Source organism: Micromonospora sp. LOL_025 (assembly GCF_048060285.1).
Taxonomy (GTDB): Bacteria; Actinomycetota; Actinomycetes; order Mycobacteriales; family Micromonosporaceae; genus Micromonospora.
Genome location: NZ_JBHMIR010000009.1, coordinates 156,170 through 171,861 on the forward strand (window position 1 = coordinate 156,170; position 15,692 = coordinate 171,861).

Annotated in this window: 14 protein-coding genes; 8 read left to right on the forward strand and 6 right to left on the reverse strand. The window is 73.7% G+C overall.

Annotated features, from left to right (window positions below; genetic code table 11):
- Positions 1-59 precede the first annotated feature (59 nt).
- Positions 60-1,337 carry an ATP-binding protein gene (locus tag ACFHW0_RS14850; protein WP_416607974.1) on the reverse strand — a complete coding sequence of 426 codons (1,278 nt, stop codon included), beginning with the start codon at positions 1,335-1,337 and terminating at the stop codon, positions 60-62.
- Positions 1,334-2,029 (reverse strand): response regulator transcription factor, encoded by a 696-nt coding sequence (locus ACFHW0_RS14855; RefSeq protein ID WP_121396357.1) that lies wholly within the window; start codon positions 2,027-2,029, stop codon positions 1,334-1,336. The genes ACFHW0_RS14850 and ACFHW0_RS14855 overlap by 4 nt, the downstream gene beginning before the upstream one ends.
- A 102-nt stretch (positions 2,030-2,131) precedes the next feature.
- Between ACFHW0_RS14855 and ACFHW0_RS14860 the strand changes: the two genes are divergently transcribed.
- The 3 genes from ACFHW0_RS14860 to ACFHW0_RS14870 all read left to right on the forward strand — a co-directional run bounded on the left by ACFHW0_RS14860 (position 2,132) and on the right by ACFHW0_RS14870 (position 5,096).
- The gene (locus ACFHW0_RS14860) at positions 2,132-2,617 is read left to right on the forward strand and encodes a septum formation initiator (RefSeq protein WP_416607977.1); all 486 of its coding nucleotides are present in this window, start codon (positions 2,132-2,134) and stop codon (positions 2,615-2,617) included.
- A 244-nt stretch (positions 2,618-2,861) separates the two neighbouring features.
- Positions 2,862-3,254, forward strand: coding sequence for a cupin domain-containing protein (locus tag ACFHW0_RS14865; RefSeq protein WP_121399025.1), 393 nt, complete (start codon positions 2,862-2,864; stop codon positions 3,252-3,254).
- Positions 3,255-3,299: 45 nt separating this feature from the next.
- Positions 3,300-5,096 (forward strand): glycoside hydrolase family 15 protein, encoded by a 1,797-nt coding sequence (locus tag ACFHW0_RS14870; RefSeq protein WP_416607981.1) that lies wholly within the window; start codon positions 3,300-3,302, stop codon positions 5,094-5,096.
- 27 nt (positions 5,097-5,123) lie between these two features.
- On the opposite strand, the gene ACFHW0_RS14875 is transcribed toward ACFHW0_RS14870, so the two are convergent.
- Complete coding sequence (locus tag ACFHW0_RS14875; protein WP_416607984.1) at positions 5,124-6,317, reverse strand: threonine synthase; 1,194 nt, start codon at positions 6,315-6,317, stop codon at positions 5,124-5,126.
- 16 nt (positions 6,318-6,333) lie between these two features.
- Positions 6,334-7,395 carry a DNA polymerase ligase N-terminal domain-containing protein gene (locus tag ACFHW0_RS14880; RefSeq protein ID WP_416607987.1) on the reverse strand — a complete coding sequence of 354 codons (1,062 nt, stop codon included), beginning with the start codon at positions 7,393-7,395 and terminating at the stop codon, positions 6,334-6,336.
- Between the two features lie 93 nt (positions 7,396-7,488).
- On the opposite strand from ACFHW0_RS14880, the gene ACFHW0_RS14885 reads away from it, so the two are divergent.
- The 3 genes from ACFHW0_RS14885 to ACFHW0_RS14895 all read left to right on the forward strand — a co-directional run bounded on the left by ACFHW0_RS14885 (position 7,489) and on the right by ACFHW0_RS14895 (position 9,584).
- Positions 7,489-8,277, forward strand: a complete 789-nt coding sequence (locus tag ACFHW0_RS14885; protein ID WP_416607990.1) for an aldo/keto reductase — start codon at positions 7,489-7,491, stop codon at positions 8,275-8,277.
- Positions 8,278-8,454: 177 nt separating this feature from the next.
- Positions 8,455-8,619 carry a hypothetical protein gene (locus ACFHW0_RS14890; RefSeq protein WP_165947736.1) on the forward strand — a complete coding sequence of 55 codons (165 nt, stop codon included), beginning with the start codon at positions 8,455-8,457 and terminating at the stop codon, positions 8,617-8,619.
- Positions 8,619-9,584 carry an N-acetylmuramoyl-L-alanine amidase gene (locus tag ACFHW0_RS14895; RefSeq protein WP_416607994.1) on the forward strand — a complete coding sequence of 322 codons (966 nt, stop codon included), beginning with the start codon at positions 8,619-8,621 and terminating at the stop codon, positions 9,582-9,584. Before ACFHW0_RS14890 ends, ACFHW0_RS14895 begins: the two co-directional genes overlap by 1 nt.
- Before the next feature lie 71 nt (positions 9,585-9,655).
- Here ACFHW0_RS14895 and ACFHW0_RS14900 read toward each other — a convergent pair whose 3' ends face one another.
- A complete protein-coding gene (locus ACFHW0_RS14900; RefSeq protein ID WP_416607997.1) occupies positions 9,656-10,807 on the reverse strand; it encodes a GH12 family glycosyl hydrolase domain-containing protein in 1,152 nt (383 codons plus the stop codon).
- 305 nt (positions 10,808-11,112) lie between these two features.
- On the opposite strand from ACFHW0_RS14900, the gene ACFHW0_RS14905 reads away from it, so the two are divergent.
- Positions 11,113-12,222, forward strand: coding sequence for an FAD-dependent monooxygenase (locus tag ACFHW0_RS14905; protein ID WP_416608000.1), 1,110 nt, complete (start codon positions 11,113-11,115; stop codon positions 12,220-12,222).
- Between the two features lie 156 nt (positions 12,223-12,378).
- On the forward strand, positions 12,379-14,139 hold the full coding sequence (gene ctaD / locus ACFHW0_RS14910) for a cytochrome c oxidase subunit I (RefSeq protein ID WP_416608003.1): 1,761 nt from the start codon (positions 12,379-12,381) through the stop codon (positions 14,137-14,139).
- A gap of 320 nt (positions 14,140-14,459) precedes the next feature.
- Here ctaD and ACFHW0_RS14915 read toward each other — a convergent pair whose 3' ends face one another.
- The gene (locus tag ACFHW0_RS14915; RefSeq protein WP_416608006.1) at positions 14,460-15,677 is read right to left on the reverse strand and encodes an MFS transporter; all 1,218 of its coding nucleotides are present in this window, start codon (positions 15,675-15,677) and stop codon (positions 14,460-14,462) included.
- Positions 15,678-15,692 lie beyond the last annotated feature (15 nt).

The window sequence follows — 15,692 nt, forward strand, 5'->3', positions numbered from 1 at the left end:
CCACGCTGCCCGAACGCTAAGGCCGGGTTAAGCCCGTCCGGGCGCGGCCGGAGGACGGGTCAGGACGGGGGCGGGCCGAGTTCGAGGCGTACCTCGGCGCCCCCGGAGGGCGCGGTGTGCAGGGTGAGGCGGCCACCGCTGGACTGGGCGGCGCGGCGGGCGATGTCCAGGCCCAGGCCGGTCGAGCCGGCGGTGCTCGCGCCCCGGTCGATCGTGCCGGGCGGCATCCCCGGCCCCTCGTCCGCCACGGTCAGCGCCGCCCGGCCCGCCTCCGCCGCCACCAGCCGGACGGCGAACGCGGTGCCGTCGGGGGTGTGCGCGAAGACGTTGCCGAGCAGGGCGTCCACCGCCGCCGCCAGCTCGTCGGCGGGCACGCCCACCGGCAGCGGTCCCGGCGCCAGGTCGAGCGTCACGGCCCGCCCGGTGTCCTCGGCCAGCACCGACCAGAACGCCACGCGCTCGGCCACCACGGCCGCCGCGTCGGCGCTGGCCGCCCCGGCCGTCGGCACCCGCCAACGGGCCTGTCGAATCAGGCCGGTGACCGCCCGCTCCAGCCCGTCCACGGCCGCGGTCACCCGGGCCGCGTCCTCCGGGTCGCGCAGCGACTCGGCCTCCAGGCGGAGCGCCGTCAGCGGGGTGCGCAGGCGGTGCGAGAGGTCGGCGACCTCCTCCCGCTCCTGCACCAGCAGCACCTGGATCCGGCCGGCGAGGTGGTTGAGGGCGCCGGCCACCTCACGCAGCTCGCGCGGGCCGGCGGGCGTGACGCGCGCGGCCAGCTCCGCGTTCGCCAGCCGGTGCGACACCGCGGAGAGCTCACCGATCGGCCGGACCAGGGTGCGGGCCAGCCGGTCGGCGACGGCCAGCCCGATCAGCACCAGCAGCACGCCGAGCAGGGCCAGGACCAGCCAGGACCGGGTCACCCCGGCGGTCAGCTCGGCGGGCGGGACCACCGTCCGGATCACGGCGGTGCCGTCCGGCCGGCCCTGCACCGCGATCACCACCTCCCGACCCCGCCCGGACTCGGCGGTGAGGCTCTGCCCCCGGGCGGCCAGCGCCACGGCGGCCGTACGGGGGGCGGGGGCGCCGAGGACCGTGTCGTCGGGCAGGAACACCGTGACCGGCCGCGCGGACTCCATGGCCAGCTGGTCGACGGTCAGCCGGATCGTCGCGGGGTCGGCGGTGCCGACGACGGTGACGAGGCTCTGCGCGTCGGCCGTGGCCCGCACGGTGGCCCGGTCGGCCGCGACGGTACGCACCAGCAGCGCCAGCGGCACCAGGAAGGCGACCAGGGTGAGCACGCTGACCGCGGCGACCAGCAGCGCCAGCCGGGCCCTCATCCGGCGCTCCCCGGCGCCTCGAGCCGGACCCCCACGCCCCGTACGGTGTGCAGGTAGCGGGGCGCCTGCGCGCTCTCCCCGAGCTTGCGCCGCAGCCAGGACAGGTGCACGTCCACGGTCTTGTCGGCGCCGCCGTACGGGACCCGCCACACCTCGGCGAGCAGCTCCCGCTTGGTGACCACCTGGCCGGGCCGGCCCGCGAGGTGGTGCAGCAGGTCGAACTCGCGCGGGGTCAGCTCGACGGGCGCACCGTCCAGGGTGACCTGCCGCGACCGCGGGTCGACCCGCAGCCCGCCCACCACCAGCGCCGGGTCCTCCTCCGGGGCGGACCCGGTCCCGCGCCGGAGCACCGCCCGGATCCGCGCGTCGAGCTGCGCGGCCGTGAACGGCTTCACCACGTAGTCGTCCGCCCCGGCGTCGAGCACCCGGACGATCTCGGTCTCGTCGTCGCGGGCGGTGGCGACGATGACCGGCACGGCGCTGACCGCGCGGAGCATCCGCAGCAGCTCGCGGCCGTCCAGATCGGGCAGTCCCAGGTCCAGCACCACCAGGTCGGGCCGGTCGTCCAGCGCGTCGCGCAGGCCGGTCATCGCCGTCGAGGCGGCGGCCACCGCGTGCCCCCGTTCGCGCAGTGCCCGCAGCAGCGGCGTACGGATCGTCAGGTCGTCCTCGATGAGCAGCAGGCGGGCCACAGGTGGCAGGCTAGCCGCCACCCGACGCGCCGGCCCGGACGTTAACCCTCCCTTAGCCCCGTGCGGGGCTCGTCCCAACCTGGGATCGGGGAGACTCGGGGCATGCGCCGCCGTTCGTTCCTCGCCGTCGCCGGGTGGCTGGCCACCGCCGCCGTCGCCACCCTGATCGGGGTGGCCGCGATCCGGTGGGTGGGGGAGAGCATCGCCGGTACCCCGGGCGGAGTGCTCAGCCAGGAGGAGATCGAGCGTGCCCTGGCCTCGCCCGGGCCCACCGCCCCCGGGGCCGGCGGGCCGTCGTCGCCGTCGGCGAGCGGGACCGGCGGGCCGTCGTCGCCGGGAGCGACCGCTCCGGCCCCGGTGGGAGCACGTCGGGCCTTCGCCACGACGGGTGGCAGCGCGGTGGCCGAGTGCGGGCCGGACGGGGTGCGGCTGGTCTCCTGGACGCCCGCGCCGGGCTACCGGGTCGCGGACGCGGAGCCGGGGCCGGACGACGACGTGGAGGTCGCCTTCGCCGGCCCGTCCGGGGAGTTCGAGCTGAAGCTGCGTTGTGTGGGCCTGGAGCCGGTGGCGGCCGAGGACGACGACTGAGCCGGGGAACGAGCGCGCGGCGCCGTTCGGATCCCGGGGATCGGAACGTCGCCGCGCTCTGGCCGTCTCCCACCACCGCAGCCGTACGGCGGTACGCCGGCGGGGACCTGGCTCGACCGGCCACCGTGCGCCGGCTACTCACTCGATCCCCGTCCACCGGGGATCGAAACCCCGCAGGAGTGGCGAATTCCACCATCTGCGAGTCCCGGCGTGGCGTCGGGCCGCAGCGGGTATGTGCGTCGGCATGGAGCATTTCACTATCGCGACCGTCGCCGAGAAGAGCCCGGATTTCCGGCGGGTGCTGTGGACCGGTGAGCACACCCAGCTGGTGATCATGACGATTCCGCCGGGTGGCGAGATCGGCGAGGAGGTCCACGAGGACATCGACCAGATCCTGACCTTCGTCAGCGGTACGGGCGAGGCCCAGGTGGCGGGGGAGAAGCGCGAGGTCGTGCAGGGCGACCTGGTGGTGGTGCCGGCCGGCACGAAGCACAACTTCGTCAACACCGGCCCCAACCCGCTGGTGCTCTACACGGTCTACGGCCCGCCGGAGCACGCCGACCAGGCGGTGCACCGGACCAAGGAGGAGGCCGACGCCGCCGAGGCCGCCGGCGAGGACGAGCCGCCCACCTCCTGACCGTCGGCACCGCCTGAGGCGGTCGGAACGGGGTACCCGCAGCGGGTGGACCAACTGGCGATCTCCGACTACGGGTTCCTCTCCGACTGCCGTTCGGGCGCCCTGGTCGGTCGGGACGGCTCGATCGACTGGTGGTGCCCGGACCGGTTCGACTCCCCGTCGGTCTTCGGCCGCCTCCTCGACACGGAGGCCGGTCACTGGCGGCTGGCGCCCACCGCCACCGGGCTTCCCGGGCACCGGGTCGAGCGGTCGTACGTGGCCGACACGCTGGTGCTGCGCACCGTGCACCACACGCCGGAGGGGAGTGTCGCGGTCACCGACGCGCTCGCCGCCGAGGTCGGCGCCCGTGGCCACCAGCTGGGGATGAACTCCCCGGCGGTGCTGCTACGGGTCGTGGAGGGACTGGCCGGGCGGGTGCGGATGTCGCTCGACTTCCGCCCCCGCCCGCAGTACGGCCTGCTCACCCCGTACCTGCACGAGCAGCCCGACGGCGGGGTGCTGGCCGCGGCCGGCCCGGTGGTGCTGACCCTGCACGCCGGCGGGATCCCGCCGCACGTGGACCGGGACCGGATCCGGCAGGAGTTCGAGGTCTCCGCCGGGCAGGTGGTCGGCTTCGACGTGGCGTACGGGCAGTCGTACGGGACGGCGCCGGCCCGGCTGGAGCCGGTCGCCGCGCTCGCCGAGACGGTGCAGGCGTGGCAGGCCTACCGCGAGTCGCACCACTACGACGGCCGCTACCCGGAGCAGGTCCGGCACAGCGCGACCGTGCTCACCGGCCTCACGTACGCCCGCAGCGGCGCGGTGGCCGCGGCCCTGACCACGTCGCTGCCGGAGCGGATCGGCGGCGACCGCAACTACGACTACCGCTACTCGTGGCTGCGCGACTTCGCCATGACGCTGCGCGCCCTCTGGGTGGCCGCCTGCCCGGCCGAGGCGTCCCGGCTCTTCGCCTGGGCGGCCCGCTCGATCGGCCGGGTCGGCCCCGCCCCCGTGCCGGTGCTCTTCGGCCTGGAGGGGGAGCGGGACGTATCCGAGCACGAGTCCGCCCACCTGCTCGGCTACGGCGGCAGCCTGCCGGTGCGGGTCGGCAACGACGCCTGGCGGCAGCGCCAGCTCGACGTGCCGGGCGAGGTGCTCTCGGCGGTCTGGCAGTTGCGCGACCACCTGGGGGAGGCGTTCGACACGGAACTGCGCGAGATGGTGCTCGGCCTGGCCGAGCAGGTGGCCGCCACCTGGCACCTGCCCGACCGGGGGATCTGGGAGACCCGGGACACCGACCGGCACTACCTCACGTCGAAGGTGCTCTGCTGGGTGGCGCTGGACCGGGCGGTGCGGCTCGCGCCCCGGCTCGGCGACCGGGCCGACCCCCGGCGGTGGGCGACGATCCGCGACGAGATCCGGGCCGCAGTGCTGCGCGACGGCTGGCACGAGCGGACCGGCGCGTTCGGCGGCGCGTTCGGCTCGCCGGAACTGGACGCCTCCGTGCTGCTGCTGCCGCTGGTGGGGTTCCTGCCGGCGACCGACCCGCGGATGCGCGCCACCATCGAGGCGGTCGAGCGCGGGCTGGGTGCCGGCGAGGGACTCGTCCGTCGCTGGGACACCGACCCGGCGGGCTTCCTGCCCTGCTCGTTCTGGCTCGTGGAGTGCCTGGTCATGGCCGGTGAGCTGGGCCGGGCCGAGGCGCTCTTCGAGCGGCTGCTCGGGCACGCCAACGACATCGGCCTGTTCAGCGAGCAGATCGACCCGCGCTCCGGCGCGCAGCTCGGCAACACCCCGCAGGCGCTGTCGCACATCGGCCTGGTCAGCGCCGCCTGGCGGCTGACCGACCCCGGCACGGACTGACGGCGGTGCGGGGGAGGGGGCGTCGGGTCAGGCGGGCAGCACCGGCACGCCGGTGACGTCCACCGTCTCCGGGTACTTCACGCCGGCTCCGGTGTTGAGCACCACCACGCGTTCGCCGGCCCGGATCCAGCCGCCGGCGCGCAGGTGCCGGGCGGCGGTCAGGCAGGCGGCCCCCTCCGGGCAGAGCAGCAGCCCCTCGCGGGCGGCGAAGTCCCGCAGGTCGGCCAGGATCTCGGCGTCGTCGACGGCGATCGCGGTGCCGGCGCTGGCGCGCAGCGCGTCGAGGATCAGCTCGTCGCCGAGCGGGGCCGGCACGGTGATGCCGAACGCCACGGTGTGCGGGTCGGCCCAGGGCCGCGCCCGCTGCTCACCGGCGGCGAAGGCGCGGACGATCGGCGCGCAGCCCGTCGACTGCACCGCGACCAGGCGGGGCAGCTTGTCCTCGATCCAACCCAGCTCGCGCAGCTCGTGCAGCGCCTTCTGAATGCCGATCAGGCCGACCCCGCCGCCGGTGGGGTAGATGATGACGTCCGGCACCTGCCAGCCGAGCTGCTCGACGATCTCGTACCCCATCGTCTTCTTGCCCTCGAGCCGGTACGGCTCCCGCAGCGTGCCGGCGTCGAAGATCGCGCCGCCGGAGCCGGCGACCAGCCCCGCGACGTGCCGCCCGGCGTCGCTGATCAGTCCGTCGACCAGACGCAGGTCCGCCCCGGCGGCCACGCACTCGCGCCGGCAGACGGCCGGCGCGTCCAGCGGCATGACGATGGTCGCGCCCAGCCCGGCCCGCGCGACGTAGGTGGCCCAGGCCGCGCCCGCGTTGCCGTTGGTGGGCATGGCGATCCGCGTCACGCCCAGCTCGCGGGCCCGGCTGACGCCCACCGCCGCGCCGCGCGCCTTGAACGAGCCGGTGGGGGTCAACCCCTCGTCCTTGACCATCAGGTCCGCGATGCCGATCTCCGCGCCGTAGGCCGGGGTGCGCAGCAGCGGCGTCCAGCCCTCGCCCAACGTGGTCTCGTGCCGGGGGTCGGCCACCGGCAGCAGCTCGCGGTAGCGCCACAGGTCGGCCGGGCGCAGGGGGAACCGTTCCGGGGTGAGCACCTTCGCCACCGCCGCCAGGTCGTAGCGGGCCAGCAGCGGCGATCCGCAGTCGCAGAGGTTGGTCAGCTTGCCGGCGTCGTGCTCCCGCCCGCAGCGCGGGCACTCCAGGTGCGTCAGGTACACGATGCTCCTCGCCGTCTCAGCTCGTGTCTCGGCCGGCGTCGATGCTCAGCCAGCGGCGGCTGCGCCCGCCCGGCTCGTAGGCCGAGTCCAGGCGCTTCGCCACCACCCCGGGCAGCCCCTGCTCCCGGCCGGTCCGCAGCGCCTCCCGGCCGGCACCGGGGAACCACGGCGGAGTCTGCCAGTGCGGGCCGGCGAGCGCCAGACCGTCGAGCAGCTCCCGGCGCTGCGCGTACGGCAGGTCGAGGCTGCTCACGCCCTCCATCCAGAGCAGATCGAAGATCAGGTACTGGGCGTCGGGGGTCCGGCGTCCGCCGCGCGCCGGGCGCACCCGGCCGGCGCGGTCGATGCGGACCAGGACGCCGTCCAGCACGGCCTCCGTGGGTGCCAGCTCCTCGGCCAGCTCCCGCAACCAGGGGTACGTCCCGGAGACGTCCTCGTCGTCCTCCGCGAGCAGCCGCAGCCGACCACCCGAGACGTACGCGACCGCGCGCACCCCGTCCCAGCGCAGCTCGTAGCCCCACTGAGCCTCGTCCGCCGGCAACCTCGCCGCGCGGGTGGGGCTCATCGGGCGGACCAGCTCCGGCATGCTCGTCCAGCCCACCGGCGGCGGGTCGGTGCGCCGGACCATCCAGTCCCGCCCGCTCCGGCCGCCGGTGGCGAAGAGGACGTACCGCCCCGAGGTGCGCTCGCCGTCGAGCACCACGACCACCTCGTCGTCGCGCCACTTCTCGCAGCGGTAGGTGCCCCGGTCGTGGACGGTCATCCGCCCGCCGCCGTACTCGCCGGCCGGGATCTCGCCGTGGAAGTCGAGGTATTCCATCGGGTGGTCCTCGGTGTGCACGGCGAGGTGGTTGCGGCCGGTGTCGCGGGGCAGCCCGCGCGGCACCGCCCAGGAGGCCAGCACCCCCTCGTGCTCCAGGCGCAGGTCCCAGTGCAGGCTCCGGGCGTGGTGCTGCTGGATGACGAACCGGGCCGTGCCGTCGGCGGGCCGCTTCCTCCCCGGGGGTCGCTTCGGCACCGGCTCCGGGGTGCGCGCCGCGTCCCGTCTGCGCCGGTACTCCTCCAGCGGGTCAGCCACATCCGCATTCTCCGGCAATCCGCGCCGGACCGCCGGCCGCCCGCGTGTCCGGTCCGGTGGGCATGTCGCGGGTCATCACGGGTAGACCGCGGCATGGACCACGAGGACCAGCCCACCGTTGCGCTCCCGGGCGAGGTGCGGATGCCCCTGCTCGGCTTCGGTACCTGGCAGGCCACCGGCCAGGCCGGGTACGACGCGGTGCTCGCCGCGCTCGACGCCGGCTACCGCCACGTCGACACCGCCACGATGTACGGCAACGAGGAGGAGGTCGGCCGGGCGGTCCGGGAGAGCGGGCTGCGCCGCGAGGACGTCTTCGTCACCACCAAGCTGCCGCCGGACCGGGTCGGACGGGAGCGGGAGACGATCGAGGCCAGCCTGACCGCGCTCGGCACCGACCACGTCGACCTGTGGCTGATCCACTGGCCGCCGACGAACCCCGCGGACAACATCCCCGTCTGGCGCGAGATGCTCGCCGCCCGGGACGAGGGGCTCGCGCGCGCGGTGGGGGTGAGCAACTACGGCACCGGCCAGATCGACGAGCTGATCCAGGCGACCGAGGAGAACCCGGCCGTCAACCAGATCCGGTGGAGCCCCTCGTTGTACGACCGGCAGCGGCACAAGGAGCACCGGGACCGGGGAGTGGTGCTGGAGGGTTACAGCCCGTTCAAGACCAGCGACCTCGCCCACCCGGTGCTGACCCGCATCGCCGCCGCGCACGACGTCTCCCCGGCCCAGGTGGTGCTCCGCTGGCACGTCGACCACGAGATCGTGGTCATCCCCAAGTCGGTGACCCCGGAGCGGATCCGCGTCAACGCCGACATCTTCCGCTTCTCGCTGACCGCCGAGGAGATGCGCGACATCGACGCCCTCGGCAACCCCTGACGGACCCCTTCGCGGACCCCGGACCGGGCCCCGGTCCGGGGTCCGTCGTTGCCAAATTCCTTCAGCCTGAATAGGGGCGATGAAGGGTATCGACATAGATGCTCGTGACGATATACCGTGCGCCTCACCAGTTCATCGATGAGCCGGAACCCCTCCGCCCTTGTCTGAAGGAGCGCCATGAACGCGTCACGACCCGCCCGCCTCCCCCGACGCGGGGTGCTGGGCATGTCGGCCCTGGTGGCCACCGCGGTGGCCGTAGCCGCCAAGCCCGCCACGGCGAGCGCCGCGCCGCTCGCCGCGCCGAAGGCCGAGTGCCTCGCCGACCTGCTCGGGGAGTCCTGATGGCCACCATTCCCTGGCTGGTGGACGTCCTGCGGGGGGCGGGCGTCCAGGTCGTCACCCACGGCGACTGGGTCAACCGCATGCGTCCCGGCTCGTTCGACCCGATCGGCGTGCTCTGGCACCACACCGCCGCCACCTCCAGCGCCAGCAACCCGCACCCGGCGCTCAACGTCTGCATCAACGGCCGGTCCGACCTGCCCGGCCCGCTCTGCCAGGCGCTGGTCGACTACCACGGCGTCTTCCACGTCATCTCCGCCGGGCGCTGCAACCACGCGGGCGTCAGCCGGGGCAGCGGGCCGATCCCCGCCGGCGACGGCAACACGCTGATGATCGGCTGGGAGATCGACTACAACGGCGTGAACCAGGAGATGACGGCGGCGCAGTACAACGCGTCGATCGCCGCCACGGCCGCCGTGCTCAAGCGGCTGGGCAGGGACGCCAGCTACGCCCGGGGCCACCGCGAGACGAGCACCAGCGGCAAGATCGACCCGTCCTTCATCGACCTGAACACGATGCGCGCCGACGTCGCCGCGAAGATGGCGGGCGGCGGCACCCCGTGGAGCGCGGTGGTGGACAACTCCACCGCCGGACGCTTCACCGCCAGCGCCAACTGGGGCACCTCGGCGTACTCGGCCCAGCGGTACGGGACCGACTACCGCTTCGCGGAGCCGGTCGCCGCCAGCGACGCCGCCTGGTACAAGTTCAACGTTCCAACGACCGCGAACTACCGGGTCGACGCGTGGTGGCCGGCCGTCAGCGGCTACAACTCCGCCACGCCGTACATCGTGTCCACCACCACCGGAAACCGGACGATCATCGTCGACCAGCGGATCACCGGTGGACAGTGGCGCACCCTCGGCACCTTCACGTTGCCGGCCGGGGACGCCAACCGGGTCGCGGTCAGCCGGTGGAGCTCGGCCCCCGGCCTCGTCGTCGCCGACGCCGTCCGGCTCACCCGGATCTGACTCGGCCGGCCCTCTCACGCGCGACGTCCGCCAGGCACCGGGGTGGCCTGGCGGACGTCGCGTCCGGCGTTTCAGGAGCGCGTACAGGCCACTCCGTTGAGGGCGAAGCTCGTCGGTGACGCGTACGCGCCGCTCAGCGTGCCCTGGTAGCCGAAGCTGGCCGTGCCGCCCGGGGCGAGCGAGCCGTTCCAGCTGATGTTCCGCGCGGTCACCGCCGACCCGCTCTGGCTCACCGTGGCGTTCCACGCGCTGGTCACCTGCTGCCCGGCGGGCAGGTTGTAGGCCAGCGTCCAGCCGTTGACCGTGCTCGACCCGGTGTTGGTGATCTGCACGTCGGCGGTGAAGCCGTTGTTCCACGAGTTCGGCGTGTACTTCACCGCGCAGCCCGAGCCGCCCGGCGGCGGGGTGGTCGGCGGGGGAGTCGTCGGGGGCGGGGTGGTGGGCGGCGGGGTGGTCGGGTTGCCGCCGCCGTTGACGGCGGCGCTGAACGAGGTCACGGCCAGCCCGGCGCCGCCCTGCCACGGCTCGAAGCCGGCCTGGATGCTGGTCAGGTACCAGGAGTTGGTGATCGCGCCCCGGTTACGGGTGTCGTTGATGAAGGCCAGCAGGTTGAGGTTGGCGCTGCTGATCGCCGACGGGGCGAGGTACGAGATGACGTTGTTCGAGCCGTTGCTGCCCCGCCACACCTCCCAGCTCCGCCCGTCGATGGTGGCGGTGCCGACCGGGGAGCCGATGGGCTGGATCGGCCCCTGCCGGTTGAGCCAGATCATGATCTCCATCTGGTTCACCCCGTCGCGCTTCGGCGACGGATCCAGCCAGATGTCGTACGAGGCGTTGTAGATCGCGTTGCTGACGTACCGGTAGGCGATGTTGCTGGTGGCGCTGCTGATCTGGCTGACCTGGATCGGCAGGTTGGTGCCGGGGGAGCAGTTGGTGTAGTGGCAGCCGAGGAAGACCGACGGGTACGCGGTCGGCGCGCCGTTGGTCGGGTTGCTGCCGTTCTGGGTGGTGATCTCGAAGCCGCTGTCGGTGACGTTGATGCACTGCTGGGCGGTGGTGCCCCAGCGGTTGTTCTGCACCACGTAGCGGCCCTGGATGGTGGTGGAGCCGTACTGCTCGCAGATCTGCGTGTCGGCGCTGGCGGTGCCGCCGAGGGCCACGGCGACGATCGAGCCGGTGGCGAGCAGCGCGGCTGCCGCGAGGGCCCGGAGTGGACGTTTCATGATGCTCCTTCGGCTTCGGCGCGGAACGCCGGACGGAGTCGGCCGGTGGGGGTCGGGAGCGCTCCCACAGCTTCTTCGACACATTTACATCTCTGAAACCGCAGCGCAACGGGCCTGGGGTATTGGCGAGGTAAGTGAGGTTTGTCACGCCCGGGCCGGTCGGCGGGCAGGTGATCCACCGAAGCAGCGGCGACGGCCGCCGAGGAATGTTTCGTCTGGGACGATTGACTCTGGTGTGTGCCGATTGCGCCGAGTAGTGTCTTGCCTCCAACGCGTGCCGAACCCCTCCGGAGGCGTACACCACCATGGGTGGCTCTCCCCTGCGCATCCTCGTCGTCGGCGCGGGCATCGCCGGCCTGGCCGTGGCCCGGGCGCTGCGGATGGCGGGCTACCGCCCCGACGTCACCGAGAGGCTGCCCCCGGGCGAGAACGCCGAGACCGGTCTCTACCTGCCCGGCAACGCGGCCCGGGCGCTGTGCCGGCTCGACCTCGACGGGCCCGTACGCCCGCTCGGGCACGTCATCCACCGGCAGCGGTTCCTCGACGCGACCGGGGCGCCGCTCTGCGAGGTGGACCTCGACGCGCTCTGGTCCGGGGTCGGCGAGTGCCGGGCGCTGCCCCGGACGGAACTGCACCGGGTGCTGCTCACCGGCGCGGGCGGCGCCGTCCGGCACGGCACCGAGGTGCGCACCGTCGACCTGCTGCCGCACTCCGTCGGCGTCACCTTCGCCGACGGCACCGTCGCCGAGTACGACCTCGTCGTCGGCGCCGACGGGCCGCGCTCCTCGATCCGGGCCCTGGCCGCGCTCGGCGGTCCGCCCCGACCCGCCGGCCAGGTCGTCTACCGCGCCGTGGTGCGCGACGGACCCCCGGTCACCGAGTGGACCGCCCTGCTCGGCCAGCGCGCCGGTTTCCTGGTCGTGCCGATCGGCGCCGGGCGGCTGCACTGCTACGCCGACGAGGCCGGCACCGCTGCGCCGGCCGACCCGGCGGCCCGGCTGCGCGAGCTCTTCGGCGACTACGGCGGACCGGTGCCCGCCGTGCTGGAGGCGCTGGACGGGGTGCACGTCGGGGTCACCGAGGAGGTGGAGCTGGGCTGCTGGTCCCGGGGGCGGGTGCTGCTCGTCGGGGACGCCGCGCACGCCACCGCGCCGACGCTGTCCCAGGGCGCGGCGATGGCGCTGGAGGACGCCGTGGTGCTCGCCGAGTCCCTCCGCGCGGCCGGAGGCGACGTCGAGGCGGCGGTGGCGGCGTACGAGAGTCGTCGACGCCCGCGTACGCGATGGGTGCGGGACCGGACCCGCGACCGCAACCGGACCCGGGACGTGCCGCCGGCGCTGCGCGACCCGCTGCTGCGCGGGCGCGGCGACCGGATCTTCGGCGAGCACTACCGGCTGCTGCTCGGCCCGCTGTAGCGGCCGGCGGCCGAGGGCCCCGCGCGCCGGGGTGGGGCAGGCTACCCGACCACCCCACGCGGCGCAGCCACCTGCCGGGGACTATCCTCCTTGCGGATGACGGCCCGCAGATACCAGCGCGTGCCGAGCGGGACAACCCAGAACCGGAGGCCACTCGTGACCACCGTCGCACCCAAGCCGGTCGTGACCCGGCCCTGGCCGGTCCGAGCGCCGGTCAAGGGGTCGGCCATCGCGCGGCTGCTGCGTACCACGGACGCGAAGCAGATCGGGATCATGTACATGGTCACCGCGTTCGCGTTCTTCATGATCGGTGGCCTGATGGCCCTGATCATGCGGGCCGAGTTGGCCCGGCCCGGGCTGCAGTTCCTGTCGCCCGAGCAGTACAACCAGCTGTTCACCATGCACGGCACGATCATGCTGCTGTTCTTCGCGACGCCGATCGTGTTCGCCTTCGCGAACTACGTGGTGCCGCTGCAGATCGGCGCGCCCGACGTGGCGTTCCCCCGGCTGAACAGCTTCGCCTACTGGCTGTTCCTCTTCGGCGGCTCGATGACCATGATCGGCTTCCTCACCCCGGGTGGCGCGGCCGACTTCGGGTGGACCGCCTACGCGCCGCTGAGCTCCGTCGAGCACTCGCCCGGCGTGGGCGCGAACCTGTGGGTCGTCGGCCTGGTCATCTCGGGTCTGGGCTCGATCCTGGGCGCGGTCAACGTGATCACCACGATCCTGACCCTGCGCGCGCCCGGCATGACGATGTTCCGGATGCCGATCTTCACCTGGAACATCCTGGTCACCGGTCTCCTGGTGATCCTGGTCTTCCCGCTGCTGGCCGCCGCGCTGATGGCGCTCGCCGCCGACCGGCTCCTGGGCGCCCACGTCTACGACCCCGCGACCGGCGGGCCGATGCTCTACCAGCACCTCTTCTGGTTCTTCGGCCACCCCGAGGTGTACATCATCGCGCTGCCGTTCTTCGGCATCATCTCGGAGATCATCCCGGTCTTCTCCCGTAAGCCGATCTTCGGCTACAAGGGCCTGGTCGCCGCGACCATCGCCATCGCCGGTCTGTCGATGAGCGTCTGGGCGCACCACATGTTCTCCACCGGCCAGGTGCTGCTGCCGTTCTTCAGCTTCCTGAGCTATCTGATCGCCGTGCCGACCGGTATGAAGTTCTTCAACTGGATCGGCACCATGTGGCGCGGCCAGATCAGCTTCGAGACGCCGATGCTCTTCTCGATCGGCTTCCTGGTCACCTTCCTCTTCGGTGGTCTCACCGGCGTGCTGCTGGCCAGCCCGCCGATCGACTTCCACCTGCACGACTCGTACTTCGTGGTGGCCCACTTCCACTACGTGCTCTTCGGCACGATCGTGTTCGCCGTCTTCGCCGGCATCTACTTCTGGTTCCCGAAGATGTTCGGCCGGATGCTCGACGAGCGGCTGGGCAAGGTGCACTTCTGGCTGACCATGATCGGCTTCCACACCACGTTCCTGGTGCAGCACTGGCTGGGCAACGAGGGCATGCCGCGCCGGTACGCCGACTACCTGCCCGGCGACGGCTTCACGACGCTGAACATGGTCTCCACCATCGGCGCGTTCATCACCGGCATCTCGACCCTGCCGTTCATCTGGAACTGCTGGAAGTCGTACAAGGCCGGCCCGGTGGTCGAGGTCGACGACCCGTGGGGTCACGGCAACTCGCTGGAGTGGGCGACCAGCTCCCCGCCCCCGCTGCGGAACTTCGACCGGATGCCGCGGATCCGCTCCGAGCGGCCGGCGTTCGACCTCAAGTTCCCCGAGCTGGCGGCCGGCGGCCAGAGCCTGGCCGGCCCGCCGGAGGGCGGCGCCAAGCCGCTGACCAGCGAGTCCGACGGCGGTGCCAGCTACCGCGAGGACACCGCGAGCGACGCCGACCGACGCTGACGCTCCGCCACCACGTACGACGGGCGCCACCCCACCCGGGGCGGTGCCCGTCGGCGTTGCGATAGGTACGCCCCGCCGCAGCGGAACCCGGCGCCGCCGATCCGGGCGGCGTGACCCAGCCGTAGCCTGAGCGCGGACCTCATGATCGGTTGACGGAAGACCGGGCCACGTGGCGCTTGGACGCCGGCCGGGCGTCAACCGATCTCGCATGCCTGCCCGACGACCCGCAGGGCCGGCGTAGGCCAAGGAGGGCGCCGGAAGTGAGGGACGCGAAGCCAGGGGACCGCCGCGCCAGGGACGCGCCGGGCCGGGGCGGTCGGTCAGGTGGCGGAGGCCGAAACGAGCTCGGGGGTGGGCGGGAGGGTGGCGGCGGTGCGGCGGCGGCGCAGCTCGATCGGGAGCACGGCCAGCGCCACCAGCACCCCGACCGCCCCGGTGACCGCGAAGCCCCAGGCCGGCGCGGAGACGTCGATGACGGCGCCCGCGAGGGGCGCGCCGATCGCGATGCCGACCGTGACCGCCGAGCCGTGCAGGCCCATGGCCTCGCCGCGTACGGAGGCGGGGACCAGCCGGCTGACCGCGTCCGAGGTGGCCGCGATGGTCGGTGCGCAGAGCGCCCCGGCGGGGAGCAGCGCCAGGCAGAGCAGCCACCAGTGCGCCCCGCCCAGCCCGACCGGGATGGTGCAGAGGCTGAGCGCGGCCATCAGGACCAGCGGCGAGAAGGAGCGGGTGACCGCCCCGTACGCGAAGCCGCCGACCAGCGACGCGACCGCCCAGACGGCGAGGACGGCGCCCGTCCACCCGACGTCGCCGCTCTCCCGCAGCACGGCGACCACGGCCACGTCGGTGCCGCCGAGCACCAGCGTGCCGGCGGCGCTGACCGCCAGCACGGCGAGCAGGCGCGGGGTGAGCCACGACCGGCGGGGCACCCTCGCCTGCGGCCCGGCCGGCTCGCCGCCGCCCCGGGTGGGCGGGTCGAGCACCCAGAACGCGACGCCGGCGGCGACGATGCCGGCGCCCACGAGGTAGAGCGTGGTCCGCGCGGAGATGGCGGTGACCGCCGCCACGGTCAGCGCGGGGCCGACCATGAACGACAGCTCCACCGCCATCGAGTCCAGCGCGTAGGCGGGGCGGCGGCGCTCCGGCGGCACCATCGCGGCGATGGACTGCCGGATGACCGAGAAGATCGGCAGGGCGAGCGAGCCGGCCAGGAACGCGGCGGGCAGCAGCACCGGGTACGGCAGCATCGGCGCGGTGGACCAGAAGACGGCCTCGGCGGTCCCGGTCAGCACGAGCACCGGCCGCAGGCCGCGCCGGTCGACCAGGCGGCCGAGCAGCGGGCCGCCGATCGCGGCGCCCACGGTGACCGCCGCGCCGATGAGCCCGGCCGCTCCGTAGCCGCGCCCGAGGTCGAGCACGACGTAGAACGTCAGGGTCACCCCGGTGGCGGTGAGCGGGACGCGCGCGAGCACCGACACCAGCAGCAGCGACCGGAGACCGGGCAGGGCGAGGGCCTCCCGGTAAGGCTTCATGTTCATGTCGGTGCGTACCTC